Genomic DNA, 16,075 nt, shown 5'->3' on the forward strand with positions numbered 1-16,075 from the left:
CCCGTCTTCCCCTCCCCCCCGCCCTCCCGACCGCGACCCCCGCCCGAGCGGGCCCGCCCCGCGCCGGGCCCGCCGCGCCGGCCCGCACGCCCGCGCCCCGCCGCCCCCGCCCGGGCCCCGTCCGGTCGGTGCCGGTGCCCCACCGGCCCCTTCGGGCCGGTTCCCGGCGCACCGGTGCCCCGCTCCGCGCGGATGCCGCCCCCTCCGCGGCACCCGCTGCGACGGCGCCGGGCGCCCTCTTCGTTCCGGTTCGCTCCACCGGCGGGAGCCGGTCGGGCGGTCCGGCCGGCCGGTGACCGGCCGGTCGGCATCACTCTGCCGCCCGCCGCTCACGTCTCGCTCACGTTCCGCTAACGTCCCCGCGCGGCCCCGGGCGCGTGCCCGTGCCGGACCGGCCGGTTCCGTCGGGGCCGGCCCCCTTCCTCCAGGGGCCGGCGCCGGGCCTGCCCGTCGTGCCGGGGCCGGACTCGGACGTCACCGTCGCCGTCACCGGGGCGGCGCCGGGCTCCGCCCGCACGCGGGCGTGCGGGGCGTTCACGGGGTTCACGTCCCGTCGCCGCCGGTCCGGCCGGGAGGCCCGTACCGCCGCCCCTCCCCCAGCCGCCCTTCCCGCCTCCCCTCCCCTCCCTCAGGCGTGCTTCTCGGCGGTGAGGTCCGAGGCGTGTTTGATCTCCTGCAGGATGCGCGCCGCCTCCACGAGGGCCGTGCCGTGCACGGGCCACTCCCCCGGGCGGCCGAGGCGGCCGTCGCGCGCGGTGGCCGCCACCTCCTCGTAGCGGCGTTCGGCGTCCTCGACGCGGCACCGGAGCCGCTCGGGGTCCTCGGGCCCGCCGGGAGGGGCGAGGCATTCGAACCCCTCGGCGGTGGCGTGCAGGAGTTCGGCGTAGGAGGTGGAGAAGTCCGCGGAGACGGACACCTCGGAGAACCGGCGCGGTCCGGCCGGTCCGGCGTCCGGGACCCGGCCGGGGGGTTCGTGGGCCAGGGCGCGGGCGAGGGAGCGGATGTGGGTGCCGATGCGCTCGACCATGCCGATGGTCTCGTGACAGCGCCGTATCGACTCCCTGGCGGCGCTCCACGAGTGGCGGGGGTTGAGCTTGGTGTTCTCCTGCTCCTTCTCCAGCGCGGCGCGCGCCCGCGACGCTCGCGCGGCCAGCTCCTCGCAGCGGCGGGGCCAGTCCTTCCGCGCGTCCTCGTCGGGGGCCTCCCCGGCGGCGGTCCGCGCCAGGTCGCGGAGCAGGTCCCCGGTGCGGGCGGCCAGCTCCTCGACCTGGCGCCGTGCCGTGGCCAGGTGCGGCGAGGGGGCGACGGCGAAGTGGGCGGCGAGGCCGCAGCACACGCCGATGGCGGCGGACGCCACCAGGTGCCCGATGTAGTCGATGCGTCCCCCGCCGCCCGCGAACGCGAAGAGGGCCACCACCGGCACCTGGGTGCCCTGGCCTCCGAACAGGTGGAGGCGGGCGACCAGGAGGGCGACGAAGACCAGGACGCAGAGGGCCCAGGCGTGGACGCCGACGGTGGTGCCGAACGCCGCGGCCACCGCCGTCCCCACGGCCATGGCCCCCAGGTACTGGGCGGAGTCCCACAACGAGCGGTAGACCGTGGACTGGAGGGCGAGCAGCGCGGTGAACGGGGCGAATCCCGTGACGTTGGTGGGCAGCAGCAGCGAGGAGAAGCACCAGGCGACGGTCGCGGCGGCCGCTCCCTTCGCCTGGAGCAGTATGCCGTCGCGTGCCTCGCCCGGCCCGCGTATCGCCTCCTCCGCGGTCTCGCGCGCGGTGCTCCACCGGCGCCTGCACCAGTTCCCCGCCCCGGACATCCGTGTGTGCACGCCTCTCCCGTCGTCGCTCCCCGTACCGGCCCCGCCTACCCGCCCCGCGGGGATGTACGTGTGCGCCGGTGGCGCTTCCGGGGGAGGGGCGGCCGTTCGGGGAATCCCCGGCGGCGACCGTGGAACACGTGGGGTGACAGCGACCGCCCACGTCGGAGGAGGCCTCCGTGCCGGAGAACCAGGAATCGGTGTACGCCCGCGTCGGGGAGGAGGTGGCCGCCCGCGCGGACCGCCTCTGGGAGGTGGGCCTCGCCCTGCACCGCGCCCCCGAGACGGCCTACGAGGAGCACCGGGCCGCCGCCCTGCTGTCGGGCGAGCTGGAGCGGGAGGGCTTCTCGGTGGAGCGCGGCGCGGCCGGGCTCCCGACCGCCTTCGTCGCGCGGGCGGGCTCGGCGGCCGGTCCCGGCGGGGGACCCCGCGTCGCCCTGCTGATGGAGTACGACGCGCTGCCGCTCCTCGGTCACGCCTGCGGGCACAACCTGATCGCGGCGGCGGGCCTCGGCGCGGCGCTCGCCGTGCGGGCGGCCCTCGGCGAGGTGGACGGGACGCTGCTCGCCGTCGGGACGCCCGCCGAGGAGCGCGGCGGGGGCAAGGTCGCGGAGGTGGCGGCGGGCCTGTTCGAGGGGGTGGACGCGGCGCTGATGTTCCATCCGGGCGTCCACGACTGGACGTGGGCCCCGCTGACGGCCAGCGCGCAGATCAGGGTGGGGTTCCACGGGCGGGCGGCGCACCCGACCGGCAGTCCCACGGAGGGCATCGACGCCCTGGGGGCCCTGATCCAGCTCTTCAACGCGCTGGGCGTGCTGCACAAGCGCCTGCCGTCCGGTTCGCACGTCCAGGGGATCGTGACGGAGGGGGGCCGGGCCACGAACATCGTCCCCGAGTACGCGGAGGGGCTGTTCGGGCTGCGCGGCGGGACCACGGCGGCCCTGGAGGAGCTGGTGGAGGAGGTGCGCACCTGTGCCCGGGGCGTGGCGCTGGCCACCCGTACGACGGTGGAGGTCACGGACGTGGGCGGGCGGTACGAGCACTTCCGCGACAACGACGTGCTGTCGGGTCTCTTCGCCGGTCACCTGGAGCGGGCGGGCATCCGGCTGACGGAGCCGGCGCCGGGGGTGTACCTGGGGTCGTCGGACATCGGGAACGTCAGCACGCGGGTGCCCGCGATCCATCCGTTCGTCGCGATCATGGGCGCGGAGGCGTCGGACCACACGCCCGAGTTCGCGGAGGCCGCGGCCGGTCCCCGGGCCCGGCGGGTGCTGACGGCCGCGGCGGAGGCCCTGGCGTGCACGGCGGCGGACGTCATTCTGGGGGCGGACGTGCGGGAACGGGCGTGGGCCCGTTTCCACGAGAAGGCGGCGGGGCGGTGAGCGGCCCTCCCGGCCCCCGCCCGGGACCCGGGCCTCGCCCCGCCCGGGACCGTCCCCGTCCGTCCGGGGCGCGTCCCCGCCGGGGAGGGGGAGGCTCCCACCGGGAGGGGAGGCCCCCGCCGGCGAGGGGGGCCGCCGTCAGTCCTCGACGGACACGCGCACGGTCCTGACCTCCGGGTCGGCCGCGTCCGGGACGACCATGCCGGCGTCCACGCCGCTGCGCAGGTAGTTCAGGACCGCCGCGTTCAGCCTCTCGCCGGGCAGCGCGGCGGGAATCCCGGGCGGGTAGGGCGTGAGCATCTCGGCGGTCACCCGGCCCACGGCCTTCTCCCACGGCACCTGCTCGACCCGGCCGAAGAACGCGTCGCGCGGGAGCAGGACCTGTTCGAGACGGAGGTCGGCCGGGTCCGGGACCTCCACCCGGGGGGCGGGCCGCAGTTCGCCGGCGTGCCGGGCCACGTCGCGGAAGGCGTCGAGGAGGACCGCGGCGCTGCGGCTGTCGTCCGCGTGGGTCAGCTGGGCGCTGGCGCGCCGGTGGTCGGACAGGTGCAGGTTGACGTGGTGGTGCTCGCGGATCCAGTCGGCGACGTGGTAGCCGGTCGTGCCGAGGCCGCTGATGTCGACGATGACCTGGAGGGGGTCGAGGTCGGCGGCGCGGCCGGGTCCGCAGAAGTCGTCGCGTCCGTGGACGCGCATGCCGTCGATCTCGGCGATCCGCGCCCGCACCGTCTTGGCCAGGGCGAGCGCGTCGTCGTAGAGGGCGTGGCCGTGCTGGACCATCTGGCGGCGCCAGCCGTCGAGGGCGGCGTACACGAGCACGGAGGGGCTGGTGGTGCCCAGGAGGTCCTCGCGGTTCTTGAGGACCTCCGGCTCGATCAGGTCGCCCTGGAGGTGGAAGACCGAGCCCTGTTCGAGGCCGGACCCCATCTTGTGGACGGAGGTGACGCAGACGTCCGCTCCGGCGTCCATGGCCCAGGTCGGCAGGTCCGGGTGGAACGGCAGGTGGGCTCCCCACGCCTCGTCCACGATGAGCGGCACGCCGTGCTCGTGGCAGGCCTCGGCGATGGCGGGCAGGTCCGAGCAGGTGCCGTACGGAGTCGGCGTGGTGACCAGGGCGCCCCGGGCGTCGGGGTGCTCGGCGAGGGCGGCGCGGAAGGCGTCGGCGGACGGCGGATGGGCGAGGTGGCGCTCGGGGTCCCACTGGGGGTCCACCCAGACCGGCACGATCCCGGCGAGGACGAGGCCGGACACCACGGACTTGTGGGCGTCCCGTCCCACGATCAGCTTCTCGTGCGGCCCGGCGACGGACAGCATGGCGGCCTTGATCGAGAGCGAGCTGCCGCAGGTGGAGAAGAAGGTGTGCTCGGCGCCCACGGCGTCGGCCATCAGTTCCTGCGCCCTGGAGAGGACGCCCCGGGAGGAGGTGCGGTCGTCCAGGCCGCTGGTGGCCAGCATGTCGGAACGGAAGACGGCGTCGCCGAGGACGGCGCGCACACGGGGGTCAGCGCCCCGTCCCTGTTTGTGGCCGGGCGGGGTGAAGGGGGTCTGGTTCTCCGCGTGGTACGCGGTCATCGCGTCGAGCACGGGTGCCTGTGAATGGTCCATGACGGTGCGACTTCCCAGGGAAAAGGGGCAAAAACCCCGGCGGCGGAGGACTCCCCGTACACGGAATCTGACCCTCCGGAAGGCATGATCCCCGGTGGAGCGGGAACCCGCCCAACGGAGCGGGCCGCCGTGCAGTCCCGGACCGGAGGGCGCGCGGGCGTCCGCTCCCCGTCTTCGAGGAGTTGTCGTGACTGATTCACATGAGGTCGAGGAGGGCTGCGAGGCCCCGGAGGTGCCGGGGGCGGCCGGAGCGGTGCGGGCAGGTGCCACATGTGCGGCCTGAGCGGCGAGATACGGTTCGACGACCGCAGGCCCGACGTGGCCGCGGTGGAGCGCATGACCGACCGGCTGGCGCCCCGGGGGCCCGACGGCCACGGCATCTGGTCGCAGGGGCCCGTGGCCCTGGGACACCGCCGCCTGAAGATCATCGACCTGTCCGAACGCGGCGCGCAGCCCATGTCCGACGCCGAGGCGCGGCTGACGGGCGTGTTCAACGGGTGCGTCTACAACTACCAGGAGCTGCGGCGGGAGCTGCAGGGCCTCGGGCACCGGTTCTTCTCCACGTCGGACACCGAGGTGGTCCTCAAGGCCTACCTCCAGTGGGGCACGGACTGCGTCGACCACTTCATGGGCATGTTCGCGTTCGTCATCGTCGAGAACGACACCGGCCGGGTCGTGCTCGCCCGCGACCGGCTGGGCATCAAGCCGCTGTACCTCTCCCACGGCCCGGGCTGGACGCGGTTCGCCTCCAGCCTGCCCGCGCTGCTCGCGGCCGGCGGCGTCGACACGTCCCTGGACCCGGTCGCCCTGCACCAGTACCTGAGCTGGCACGCCACGGTGGCGGCGCCCCGCACGGTGCTCAACGGCGTCCGCAAGCTGCCGCCCGCCACGGTGCGCGTGGTGGAGCGGGACGGCTCGTACCGCGACCGGTGCTACTGGCAGCCCTCCTACACCCGCCGCGACGCGCACGCGGGCATGGACGCGGCCGACTGGCGCGACGCGGTCCTCGACTCGCTGCGGACGGCGGTGCGCCGCCGGATGGTCGCCGACGTACCGGTCGGCGTCCTCCTGTCCGGCGGGCTCGACTCGTCCCTGATCGTGGGGCTCCTCGCCGAGGAGGGCCAGAAGGACCTGGCGACGTTCAGCGTGGGGTTCGAGTCGGAGGGCGGCGAGGAGGGCGACGAGTTCTTCTACTCGGACCTGGTCGCCCGGCACTACGACACCGAGCACCACCAGCTGATGGTCCCCTCGGACCGGGTGTCGACCGCCCTGGACAGCGCGGTCCGGGCCATGAGCGAGCCCATGATCAGCCACGACGTGGTCGCGTTCCACCTGCTCTCGGAGCTGGTCTCCAAGGAGGTGAGCGTCGTCCAGAGCGGCCAGGGCGCCGACGAGGTGTTCGCCGGCTACCACTGGTACCCGGACCTGGCCGGCGTCCCGCGCGAACGGGAACCGGAGAGATACGCGGAGGTGTACTTCGACCGTCCGCACTCCGACTTCGCCCGGATGCTCCAGCCGCACCTGCTGACCGGTCGCGACGAGTCCGGCCTGTTCGTCCGGGAGCACATGGCCGCGCCGGGGGCCGAGACCGCGCTCGACGCGGCGCTGCGGCTCGACACGCACGTCATGCTCGTGGACGACCCGGTGAAGCGCGTGGACAACATGACCATGGACTGGGGCCTGGAGGCCCGGGTGCCGTTCCTGGACCACGAGCTGGTCGAACTCGCGGCGGCCTGCCCGCCGGAGCTGAAGCTGGCCCAGGGCGGCAAGGGCGTGCTGAAGGACGCGGGACGCGCGCTGCTGCCGCGCGAGGTCGTGGACCGGCCCAAGGGGTACTTCCCGGTGCCGGCGATCCGCCACATGGCGGGGCCCGTCCTCGAACGGGTGCGCCAGGCCCTGTCCGCGCCGGAGGCACGGGCACGGGGCGTCTTCCGCGACGAGTACGTCGCCGAACTCCTCTCCGCCCCCGACCGGCACCGGACGAAGCGAGGAGCGAACGCCCTGTGGCACGTAGCGTTGCTGGAGATATGGCTGCAGACGCACGGGATCGACTGAACGGAGCCCTGTCAGCGGCACCCGCCCCGGTGCCGCTGGCCGGCGCGGCCGGGCTGCGCGACGTGCCCCAGCCCCTGGTCGCGCACGGCTGCTGGTACCCCTCCGCCGACCCCACGGGCGAGCGGGTGGCGTTCATCTGCGACCGCACGGGCGTCCCCCAGCTGTGGACCGGGCCGGTGAACGGCCCGGAGGTCCACCTCCTCGACGCGGACCCCGACCCGGTCACGGAGGTGTCCTGGTCCCCCGACGGACGGTGGATCGCCTACACGGTCGCGCCCGGCGGCGGCGAGCACACCCGGGTGCTGTGCGTGCGTCCGGACGGCACCGGCCGCCGGATCGTGGCGGGCGCCGACGCGGACAGCTCGGCGTACCTCGGCTGCTGGACGCGCGACGGCTCGGCCGTGGCGGTCACCGTGGCCGAGCCGCCGGCCCCGCCGTCCCGCGCAGCCCGGCAGGAGGCGGCCGTCCCCGACCACGATCCGGCCTTCGCCGACCTGCCCGCCGGCTGGGCGGACCGCGACGGCCCGGCCACGCTGCTCGGCGGCGCCCGCCGGGGGGACGTCGGCCCGTCCGGCCCGGCACACCCCGGGCCGGACGGGACGGACGGCGGCGCGCGGGACCGGCTCACCGCCTACCTGGTCGATCCGGACGGCCTCCGGTCGCCCGTGCTGGCCGCCGCCGAGTCGGGGGCCGCGACCCTGCGGGTCTGCGACGTGAGCCAGGACGGGCGGTTCGCCCTGGTGCGCCGGGGGCCGCGCGGCCGGCGGGAGGCGGTGGTGGTGCGCACGGCCGACCTGACGACCGGGGCCGTCCTGCGGGTCGGCGACGGGGACCCCTGGATCGGCCGGTTCTCGTCCGACGGCCGCACGGTGTGGCTGCGGAGCGACCACGAGCGGCAGTTCGCCGCCCTCCTGGCCGTCGGCCTCGACGAGGACGGCGGGGGGCTCGGCGTGTCCGTGGTGACCGAGCGCGAGGACAGCGACCTGGAGCTCCTGGCGTTCGCCGAGGACGGCCGCACGGCCGCGCTCGCGTGGAACGTGCGGGGCGCGAGCGAGCTGCAGACCCTGGGACTCCCGGCGGGCGGCCCCTCCCCCGCCGGCGCGGCCACCGGGACCGTGCCGCCCCGGCGCGTGCCGCTGCCGCACGAGGTGGTCACCCGGATCACCCGCGCCGGGCCGGGCGGAATGGTGCTGGCCCTGTCGGGGTCGCAGCGCCGCCCCGGGGTGTGGTGGATGCCCCCGGGGGCGCTGTCGGCGCGCACGCCCTGGTCGTCGCGGGACGAGGACGCCGTACCGCCGGGCAGGCCGCCCGTGCGCCCCGTGCCGCTGCGGCCGGTGGCCCGCGACGGGCTGCGCCTGGGCGGCTGGTACTACCGGGCGCCCGGTCGCGGCGCCGGCCGTCCCGCCCCGTGCGTGATCCATCTGCACGGCGGGCCCGAGGAGCAGGAACGGCCCGTGCTCGATCCGCTGTACCACGAGCTGCTGGGCCGGGGCCTGGACGTCTTCGCGCCCGACGTGCGCGGCTCCTCCGGCTGGGGACGGTCGTTCGTGGACGCCGACCTCGGCACGGGACGGTTCGCGGCCCTCGACGACGTCGCCGACTGCGCGGCGCACGTGGTCCTGGAGGGGCTGGCCGACCCGACGCGACTGGCGGTGATGGGCCGTTCCTACGGCGGCTACCTGACGATGGCCTCCCTCGTGTGGCACCCGGAGCTGTTCCGCACGGGCGTCGCGGTGTGCGGGATGTCGGACTTCACGACGTTCTTCGCGGAGACCGAGCCGTGGATCGCCGAGTCGGCGGCGCACAAGTACGGGCACCCGGTGCGCGACCGGGAGCTGCTGCGCTCCCTCTCCCCCATGAGCCGCGTCGACGCCCTGCGCGTACCGCTGCTCGCGGTGCACGGCGAGCACGACACCAACGTCCCGCCCGGCGAGTCCGAGCGGATGGTGCGGGCCGCGCGGGAGAGGGGGCTGCCCGCCGAGATGCTCACGCTGCGCGACGAGGGGCACGAGTTCCGCCGGGCGGACAACCGACGCCTGTTCCGCCGTGCCGCCGCCGACTGGCTGGAGCGCCACCTCGGCGGCTGAACCGTCCGGACGGAACGCGCCGCCGATGTGTGCCGAAAACGTGAAGACGACGTGGCGGGGAAGCGATTCCCCCGGCCGATCGTGGGTACCGGGAAGACATGATCACTATTGGGGTCGAGGAAGAGTACCTGCTGCTCGATCCGGACACGTGCCTCCCCGTACCCCTCGGGGACCAGGTGCGCGCGTCGGCCGGACTGCAGCCGATCGTCGAGGGTTCCGAGGTCCAGTCGGAGCTGTTGCAGGCCCAGGTGGAGGTCGCCACACCGGTGTGCACCGACCTGGAGGAGGTCGGCGGCCACCTGCTGCGGCTGCGGCACGCGCTCGGCATGGCGGCGGAGAAGCACGGCTGCCGGCTCGCCGCCTGCGCGACGGCCCCCTACCGGGAGGCGGCCCCCGTACCGGTGACCCGGAAGGCCCGCTATCTGGCGATGTCCTCCCAGGCCCCCCAGCTCGTGGCCGAACAGCTGGTCAACGGCATGCACGTGCACGCGGCCGTGCCGGACCGCGAGATGGGCGTCGCCGTCCTGAGCCGCGTCCGGGCCTGGCTGCCGACCCTGGTGGCCATGTCCGCGAACTCGCCCCTGTGGGACGGCGGGGACACCGGGTTCGCGAGCTGGCGCACGGTGATCTTCGGCCGGTGGCCGGTCAGCGGGCCCCCGCCCCGCTTCACCTCCCTCGCGGACCACGAGGAGCGCGTCCGGTCGCTCCTCGACACCGGCGTCATCACCGACACCGGCCAGCTCTACTGGCAGGCGCGTCTGTCCGACCGCTACCCCACGGTCGAGGTGCGCTGCGCGGACGTCCAGCTGCGCGCCGACGAGGCGGTCATGTTCGCCGGGATCGTCCGCGCGCTCGTCGCCACCGCGATCGACGAGGAGAAGGCCGGGGTCCCGCTCCCCGACTGCGCGCCCGAACTCCTGCAGGCGTCCAACTGGCACGCCGCCCGGCACGGCCTGAGCGGCCTGCTCGTCGATCCGGAGGGGCGGTCGCGCCGGTCGGGCGACGTGCTGTGCTCTCTGCTCGAACACATCACGCCCGCCCTGGACGAGGCGGGCGACACCCGCGAGGTGACCTCGCTGCTGCACCGGCTGCTCCGGGAGGGCACGTCCGCCGACCGGCAGCGCCGCGCGCTGGCGGAGGGCGGCCTGCCGGCGCTGGTGGAGCTGATCACCGGCGAGACGGTCTCCCCCTGATCCCTCCGGACGGGCGCCCGTCCGGACCCCGGCGGGCCCCTCAGGAGGTCCCGGCCCCCGGCCTCAGCGCCGCCACCGCGTCGAGCATCAGCTCCAGGGCGAAGGGATGACCGCTGCCGCGCATGTCGTCGGCGAGCAGCGGGAAGGTGGCGGCGATGTTCGGATGGGTGTCGGCCGGCAGCCTGCCGTACACCTCGTGCCAGACCTCCGCCTCCTTCTCCCGCGCCGACGGCGGCAGGGCCAGGGCGGCGGCGTCCTGGGCGGCGAAGGCCAGGGCCTGGTCGACGAAGGCGTGGTAGATCCGCACCGCGAGGGCGTCGGGGAAGCCCGCCGAGCGCAGGATGCCGAGGATGTTCTCCACCGCCCTGGTCTCGTGCGGGCGCCCCGTGGTGCGGTGGGCGGCGAGCAGCGCGGCCTGCGGGTTCGTCTGGTAGCCGGCGTGGATGCGCACGCCGAGGGCGCGCAGGTCGGTCCGCCAGTCGCCGGTGGCCGTCCACCCCTCCAGGGCGCGGCCGATCATCTCGTCCGCGAGGGCGAGGAGCAGGGCGTCGGTGTTGCGGAAGTAGCGGTAGAGGGCGCTGGGGTCGGCGCCGAGCGCGGCGCCCAGCCTCCGCACCGAGAGGGCGTCGGCCCCGTGCCGGGCGACCAGGCGCAGCGCGGTGTCGACGATGAGCCGTTCCGAGAGCACGGCGCCCCGCTTGGTGGGGCGGCGACGCCGCCGGTCTTCTTCGGGAACCACGCGTCCGGCCATGCCGGGACCTTATGACAACACCATTGACGTGTAAACGGGCGCCCGCTTGCATGGGCCCGTCCACCGGTGTCACCTGTTCTGGAGTTTCCATGGCCACGGCCGATCTGGTCTTCACCCGCGGTCCCGTCTTCACGGCGGACCCGGCCCGCACCCGGGCGAGTTCCCTCGCCGTCGTCGGCGAACGGATCGCGGCCGTCGGCCACGACGAGGTGCGGGAGCTGATCGGCCCCCGTACGGAGGTCGTCGACCTGACCGGCAAGCTGCTGCTCCCCGGCTTCCAGGACGCCCACGTCCACGCGGTGTACGGGGGCGTGGAGCTGGCGGAGTGCGATCTCACCGGCATCGTCGGCGCCGGGGAGTGCCTCGCGCGGATCGGCGCGTACGCCCGGGCCCACCCGGACCGCGCCTGGATCACCGGGAGCGGCTGGTCGATGGAGAGTTTCGAGGGCGGCCTGCCGACGAGGCAGCTGCTGGACTCCGTCGTCCCGGACCGGCCGGTGTTCCTGTCGAACCGGGACCACCACGGCGCCTGGGCCAACACGCGGGCCCTCGAACTCGCCGGGATCACCGCGGACACCCCCGACCCGGCCGACGGACGGATCGAGCGGGAGCCGGACGGCACCCCGAGCGGGATGCTCCAGGAAGGGGCCACGGCCCTGGTGTCCCGGGTGGCGCCGGCGAGCACCGCCGCGGACCGGCTGGCGGGACTGCTGCGGGCGCAGGAACTGCTGCACTCGCTGGGGATCACCGGCTGGCAGGACGCGCTGCTCGGCGCCTTCAACGGACAGCCCGACCCGTCGGACGCGTACGCGACGGCCGCCCGGGACGGTTCGCTCACCGCGCGGGTGCGCGGGGCGCTCTGGTGGGACCGGGCGCGGGGCGCCGAGCAGATCCCCGAACTCGTCTCCCGCCGGGAGGAGCTGAGTTCCGGCCGGTTCCGCGCCGGGTCGGTGAAGATCATGCAGGACGGCATCGCGGAGAACTTCACCGCCGCCATGACCGCCCCGTACCTGGACGGCTGCGGCTGCGCCACCGCCAACAGCGGTCTGAGCTTCGTCGATCCGGAGGCGTTGCGCGGGTACGTGACCGAGCTGGACGCCCTCGGCTTCCAGGTGCACTTCCACGCCCTGGGCGACCGGGCCGTGCGCGAGGCCCTCGACGCGGTGGAGGCGGCGGTCGCCGTCAACGGGCGGCGCGGCAACCGCCACCACCTCGCGCACCTCCAGGTGGTCCACCCGGACGACCTCGTCCGTTTCGCCCGGCTGGGGGCCGTCGCGAACATCCAGCCGCTCTGGGCCGCGCACGAACCGCAGATGGACGAGCTGACCATCCCCTTCCTCGGCCCCGAACGGGCCGCGTGGCAGTACCCGTTCGGGGACCTGGTGCGGGCCGGGGCCACCCTCGCCGCCGGCAGCGACTGGCCCGTGAGCAGCCCCGACCCGATCGCCGGGCTCCACGTCGCCGTCAACCGCCGGGAGCCCGGGACCGACGACGACCGGGTCTTCCTCCCGGAGCAGCGGCTCGACCTCACCACGGCCCTGGCCGCCTACACGGCGGGAAGCGCGTACGTGAACGGCCTCGACGACACCGGCAGCCTGCGCCCCGGTCACCTCGCGGACCTCGTGGTCCTGGACCGCGACGTCCTCACCGCTCCCCCGGAGGAGATCGCCGGGGCCCGGGTGGAGCGGACCTACGTCGGCGGGCGCCTCGTGCACGCGGTCTGACCGGCGCGGCGCGGGCCGGTCGCGCGGGGCCGTCGACGGCGTCGTCGCGCTCCGGCACGGGACCGGGGCGCACACGCCCGATCCGGGGGCCCGGGCGTGTGGTGATCGGCGGCGGACGGGTGAGTCCGCGCATGGGAGGGGGCGGGACGGGGAAGGGGCGCACGGCGCACTCAGACGACGAGGAGGTGGTGCCGGTGTCGGGGCCGACGACCGGGGAGGCACTGGGAGCACCGTGCTGGCTGAATCTTTCCGCACGGGATCTCGGAGCGGCGGAACGGTTCTACGGGGCCGTGCTGGGCTGGACGTTCCGGAGGGGGGCCCTCGGCGACGCGTACGCGGTGGGTGAGCGGGACGGGGTGCCGGTGGCCGGCATCGCGGCCGTGGCCGCCGAGATGGCGGTGCCGGTGGCCTGGACGGTCTTCTTCGCCGTGGACGACGCCGACGCGGCGGTCGGGCGCATCCGGGAGCGCGGCGGCACCGTCGGCGTGGGCCCGGTCGCCTTTCCGCCCCGGGGCCGCGCGGCGCTCGCCACCGACCCGGAGGGGGCGGCGTTCGCGGTGTGGGAGGGGCGGCTCGTGTCGCGCTGGGAGGTCGGCGAACGGCAGGCGCCCGCCTGGGTGGAGCTGCACACCCGCAACGCGTTCGACGCGGCCGTCTTCTACGGCGGGGTGCTCAGGTGGGCGGAGGGCGGCCCGGGCGGCTCCGAGGTGTCGTACGAGAACGACCAGGTGGTGCTGCGGCACGCCGGCGAGGCCGTCGCCCGGCTCAACAGCGGTCCGGTCGAGTCCGCCTCCCCCCGGCCGCAGTTGCGGCCGCGCTGGCTCGTCCGGTTCCGGGTGCGCGATCTGGAGGCGGCGGAGGCGGCGGTCGTGGAGCACGGCGGTTCGGTGGTCCCGGGCGGCGAGTGGGGCGGTGTGCGTCCGGCGGCCGGCGGTGAGCGGCGCGTGGTGGTACGGGACCCGGACGGGGCCCTGTTCACGGTGGAGGCGGAGGAGTAGACCGCGTCCGTGAGGGCCCCGGCCGCCGCGTCCGCGCGGTGGCCGGGGCCCTTCGGGGTCCGGCTCGGCCTCCTCGGCCGTTCGCCGGACGGGGTGGCGCCGGCTCGGGACCGTCCCCACGTCCCCGGCCGGGCCCGCCCCGCTTCGTGGCGGTCCCGGGCGCCGTCAGGCGCCGGTTCCGGCGACGGCCCCGGGGGCGGTGGCCCCGGCGTCCGTCCCCGCGCCGGCCGTGTCGCCGGAGCCGCCGGTTCCGGACCGGGCCGGGACGAGGGCGGCGACGGCGGCGGCCGCGAGCGCGACCCCGCAGCCGATGAGCACGGCGACGCGGAAGCCGTCCTCGGAGGGGAGCGCGTGGCCGCCGAGGGTGGTGGTCATCCGGGCGAGGACGACGCCGATCACGGCGGCGGAGACGGAGGTGCCGAGGGAACGCATGAGGGTGTTGAAGCTGTTGGCCGAGGCCGTCTCCTCCCGCGGCACCGCCCCCATGATGAGGGCGGGCATGGCGCCGTAGGCGAGCCCGACGCCCGTGTTGCAGACGAGGGTCACGGCGAGCAGGCCCCAGGTGGAGCCCATCAGGGCGAGGGAGGAGCCGTATCCGGCGGAGATGACGAGGGCGCCCGCGGAGAGGGTGACCTTGGGGCCCCGGGCCGCCGACAGCCTGGCGCCGAGCGGTGCCAGGACCATCATCATCAGGCCGGCCGGGGCCATCCACAGGCCCATGGCCGTCATCGACCGGCCGAGGCCGTAGCCGGTGGTCTCGGGGAGCTGGAACAGCTGGGGAACGACCAGGGACTGCGCGTACATGGCGAAGCCGACCAGGACCGAGGCCGCGTTGGTCATCAGGACGACCGGGCGGGCGGTGACCCGCAGGTCGACGAGCGGGTCGGTGGTGCGCAGTTCCCACGCGCCCCAGGCGAGCAGGACGACGGCCGCGACGGCGAGGAGGCCGAGGGTGGTGGCGCTGCCCCAGCCCCAGCCGGCGCCCTTGGAGACGGCGAGCAGCAGGGCGACGAGTCCGGTGCCGAGGCCGAGCGCGCCGGGCAGGTCGAAGCGGCCGGGGGCGGCGGCACGGCTCCCGGCGGGGGCGACGCGCCAGATCAGGGCGCCGACGAGGGCGCTGAGCGCGGCGGCGACCCAGAAGAGGACGCGCCAGCTGGCGTTCTCGGCGACGGCGGCGGAGAAGGGCAGGCCGAGGGCGCCGCCGACGCCCATGGAGGCGCTCATCAGGGCGATGGAACCGCCGAGCCTCTCCGTCGGCATGATGTCGCGCAGCAGGCTGATGCCGAGCGGCACGACGCCCATGCCGAGGCCCTGGAGTCCGCGTCCGACGATCATCGGGACGACGGAGGAGGCGAGCGCGCAGACCACCGAGCCGGCGACGAGGGGGACCATGGAGGCGAGCAGGACCCGCCGCTTGCCCAGGGTGTCGCCGAGCCGCCCGGCGACGGGGGTGGCGACCGCTCCCGCGAGGAGGGTCGCGGTGATCACCCAGGAGGCGTCGGACGCGCTGGTGCCGAGCAGTTCCGGAAGGTCGCCGATGAGCGGCACCACCAGGGTCTGCATGAGCGCGGCCACGATGCCCGCGAGCGCGAGGACGCCGACGACACCTCCCGGCCGGGCCTCGGGCTTGGAGCCGTCCACGTGTTCTCCCTCGGTCTTCGGTCGTGCTCGGTCTCCACGACGACGCTTGTGCATCATGCATATCAATTGCTCGATACACAAATTGTGCATGATGCACATGAGGGCGTCGCGGGAGAGAATGACCCCCATGGACAAGCCTGTGGAGAAGCCCGTGGAGAAGCCCACGCGCCTGGTCGAGTTCGAGACCATGCTGCTCAGCCGGCACGCGCACCTGTACGCGCCCCGCGCCCGGGCCGGCGGCGGCCACCCGCTGGACCGGAGCGCGTACGTCCTGCTGAGCCGCGTCAGCATGCACGGGCCGATGTCCATCGGGCAGCTCAGCGAGGCCTTCGGCCTCGACGCGTCCACCCTCAACCGGCAGACCGCCGCGATGCTGCGCGCCGGGCTCGTGGAGCGCATCCCCGACCCGGACGGCGGCATCGCCCGCAAGTTCCGCATCACGGCGGAGGGGGAGCGCCGCCTGGAGGCCGACCGCGCCTCGAACATCGAGGGCCTGGAACGCGTGGTGGAGCACTGGACCCCCGAGGACGTGGCCCGCTTCGCCGCCTTCCTCGAACGCTTCAACCGCGACATCGAGCGCCTGGAGGGACGCCCCTGGCCGCGCCCGTGAGCAGACGGGACGAAGGCGCCCCGGCCACGCGCGGCACGAGGGCGCCCAGGAGGGGCGGCCGTCCGCCGGGATGACGCGGACACCGGGGCGGCGCGGGCACGGCCCCGGGAGCGGCACGGGCGCCGGGGGCGGGCGCGGGTGCGGGGGGGCGGGTGCGGGTGCCGGAGACGGGCGTGACGGCCGGGGACAGGCACGGGCGCCGGGCGTGAGCGC

Annotated in this window: 11 protein-coding genes; 7 read left to right on the forward strand and 4 right to left on the reverse strand. The window is 75.5% G+C overall.

Features of this window, described 5'->3' with window-relative positions:
• Positions 1-628: 628 nt before the first annotated feature.
• Complete coding sequence (locus ACZ3IL_RS12610; RefSeq protein ID WP_467389453.1) at positions 629-1,828, reverse strand: FUSC family protein; 1,200 nt, start codon at positions 1,826-1,828, stop codon at positions 629-631.
• 167 nt (positions 1,829-1,995) lie between these two features.
• Here ACZ3IL_RS12610 and ACZ3IL_RS12615 point away from each other — a divergent pair, with 167 nt between their 5' ends.
• Positions 1,996-3,198 (forward strand): amidohydrolase, encoded by a 1,203-nt coding sequence (locus tag ACZ3IL_RS12615; RefSeq protein WP_467389454.1) that lies wholly within the window; start codon positions 1,996-1,998, stop codon positions 3,196-3,198.
• A 138-nt stretch (positions 3,199-3,336) separates the two neighbouring features.
• On the opposite strand, the gene ACZ3IL_RS12620 is transcribed toward ACZ3IL_RS12615, so the two are convergent.
• Positions 3,337-4,803, reverse strand: coding sequence for an aminotransferase class I/II-fold pyridoxal phosphate-dependent enzyme (locus ACZ3IL_RS12620; protein ID WP_467389456.1), 1,467 nt, complete (start codon positions 4,801-4,803; stop codon positions 3,337-3,339).
• 270 nt (positions 4,804-5,073) lie between these two features.
• Here ACZ3IL_RS12620 and ACZ3IL_RS12625 point away from each other — a divergent pair, with 270 nt between their 5' ends.
• From ACZ3IL_RS12625 to ACZ3IL_RS12635, 3 genes are all read left to right on the forward strand, one after another.
• A complete protein-coding gene (locus ACZ3IL_RS12625) occupies positions 5,074-6,858 on the forward strand; it encodes an N-acetylglutaminylglutamine amidotransferase (RefSeq protein WP_467389459.1) in 1,785 nt (594 codons plus the stop codon).
• The gene (locus ACZ3IL_RS12630; RefSeq protein ID WP_467389460.1) at positions 6,831-8,945 is read left to right on the forward strand and encodes a prolyl oligopeptidase family serine peptidase; all 2,115 of its coding nucleotides are present in this window, start codon (positions 6,831-6,833) and stop codon (positions 8,943-8,945) included. Before ACZ3IL_RS12625 ends, ACZ3IL_RS12630 begins: the two co-directional genes overlap by 28 nt.
• A gap of 98 nt (positions 8,946-9,043) precedes the next feature.
• Positions 9,044-10,138 (forward strand): carboxylate-amine ligase, encoded by a 1,095-nt coding sequence (locus ACZ3IL_RS12635; RefSeq protein ID WP_467389461.1) that lies wholly within the window; start codon positions 9,044-9,046, stop codon positions 10,136-10,138.
• Between the two features lie 40 nt (positions 10,139-10,178).
• Here ACZ3IL_RS12635 and ACZ3IL_RS12640 read toward each other — a convergent pair whose 3' ends face one another.
• The gene (locus ACZ3IL_RS12640; protein ID WP_467389463.1) at positions 10,179-10,889 is read right to left on the reverse strand and encodes a TetR/AcrR family transcriptional regulator; all 711 of its coding nucleotides are present in this window, start codon (positions 10,887-10,889) and stop codon (positions 10,179-10,181) included.
• Positions 10,890-10,978: 89 nt separating this feature from the next.
• Between ACZ3IL_RS12640 and ACZ3IL_RS12645 the strand changes: the two genes are divergently transcribed.
• Complete coding sequence (locus ACZ3IL_RS12645) at positions 10,979-12,613, forward strand: amidohydrolase (protein WP_467389465.1); 1,635 nt, start codon at positions 10,979-10,981, stop codon at positions 12,611-12,613.
• A gap of 131 nt (positions 12,614-12,744) precedes the next feature.
• On the forward strand, positions 12,745-13,611 hold the full coding sequence (locus ACZ3IL_RS12650) for a VOC family protein (RefSeq protein WP_467389467.1): 867 nt from the start codon (positions 12,745-12,747) through the stop codon (positions 13,609-13,611).
• Positions 13,612-13,776: 165 nt separating this feature from the next.
• Here the strand turns inward: ACZ3IL_RS12650 and ACZ3IL_RS12655 are convergent, their stop codons facing one another.
• Positions 13,777-15,252, reverse strand: a complete 1,476-nt coding sequence (locus tag ACZ3IL_RS12655; RefSeq protein WP_467389469.1) for an MFS transporter — start codon at positions 15,250-15,252, stop codon at positions 13,777-13,779.
• Between the two features lie 127 nt (positions 15,253-15,379).
• On the opposite strand from ACZ3IL_RS12655, the gene ACZ3IL_RS12660 reads away from it, so the two are divergent.
• Positions 15,380-15,862: a MarR family winged helix-turn-helix transcriptional regulator gene (locus ACZ3IL_RS12660; RefSeq protein ID WP_467389471.1), complete on the forward strand. Its 483-nt coding sequence runs from the start codon at positions 15,380-15,382 to the stop codon at positions 15,860-15,862.
• Positions 15,863-16,075: the final 213 nt, after the last annotated feature.

The organism is Streptomyces sp. NPDC014907 (assembly GCF_055562975.1).

Coding starts and splice junctions, on each gene's coding strand:
- ACZ3IL_RS12640 (WP_467389463.1), bottom strand. CDS start 10,889: ATGGCCGGACGCGTGGTTCCCGAAGAAGACCGGCGGCGTCGCCGCCCC.
- ACZ3IL_RS12660 (WP_467389471.1), top strand. CDS start 15,380: ATGGACAAGCCTGTGGAGAAGCCCGTGGAGAAGCCCACGCGCCTGGTC.
- ACZ3IL_RS12635 (WP_467389461.1), top strand. CDS start 9,044: ATGATCACTATTGGGGTCGAGGAAGAGTACCTGCTGCTCGATCCGGAC.
- ACZ3IL_RS12650 (WP_467389467.1), top strand. CDS start 12,745: ATGGGAGGGGGCGGGACGGGGAAGGGGCGCACGGCGCACTCAGACGAC.
- ACZ3IL_RS12645 (WP_467389465.1), top strand. CDS start 10,979: ATGGCCACGGCCGATCTGGTCTTCACCCGCGGTCCCGTCTTCACGGCG.
- ACZ3IL_RS12620 (WP_467389456.1), bottom strand. CDS start 4,803: ATGGACCATTCACAGGCACCCGTGCTCGACGCGATGACCGCGTACCAC.
- ACZ3IL_RS12630 (WP_467389460.1), top strand. CDS start 6,831: ATGGCTGCAGACGCACGGGATCGACTGAACGGAGCCCTGTCAGCGGCA.
- ACZ3IL_RS12625 (WP_467389459.1), top strand. CDS start 5,074: ATGTGCGGCCTGAGCGGCGAGATACGGTTCGACGACCGCAGGCCCGAC.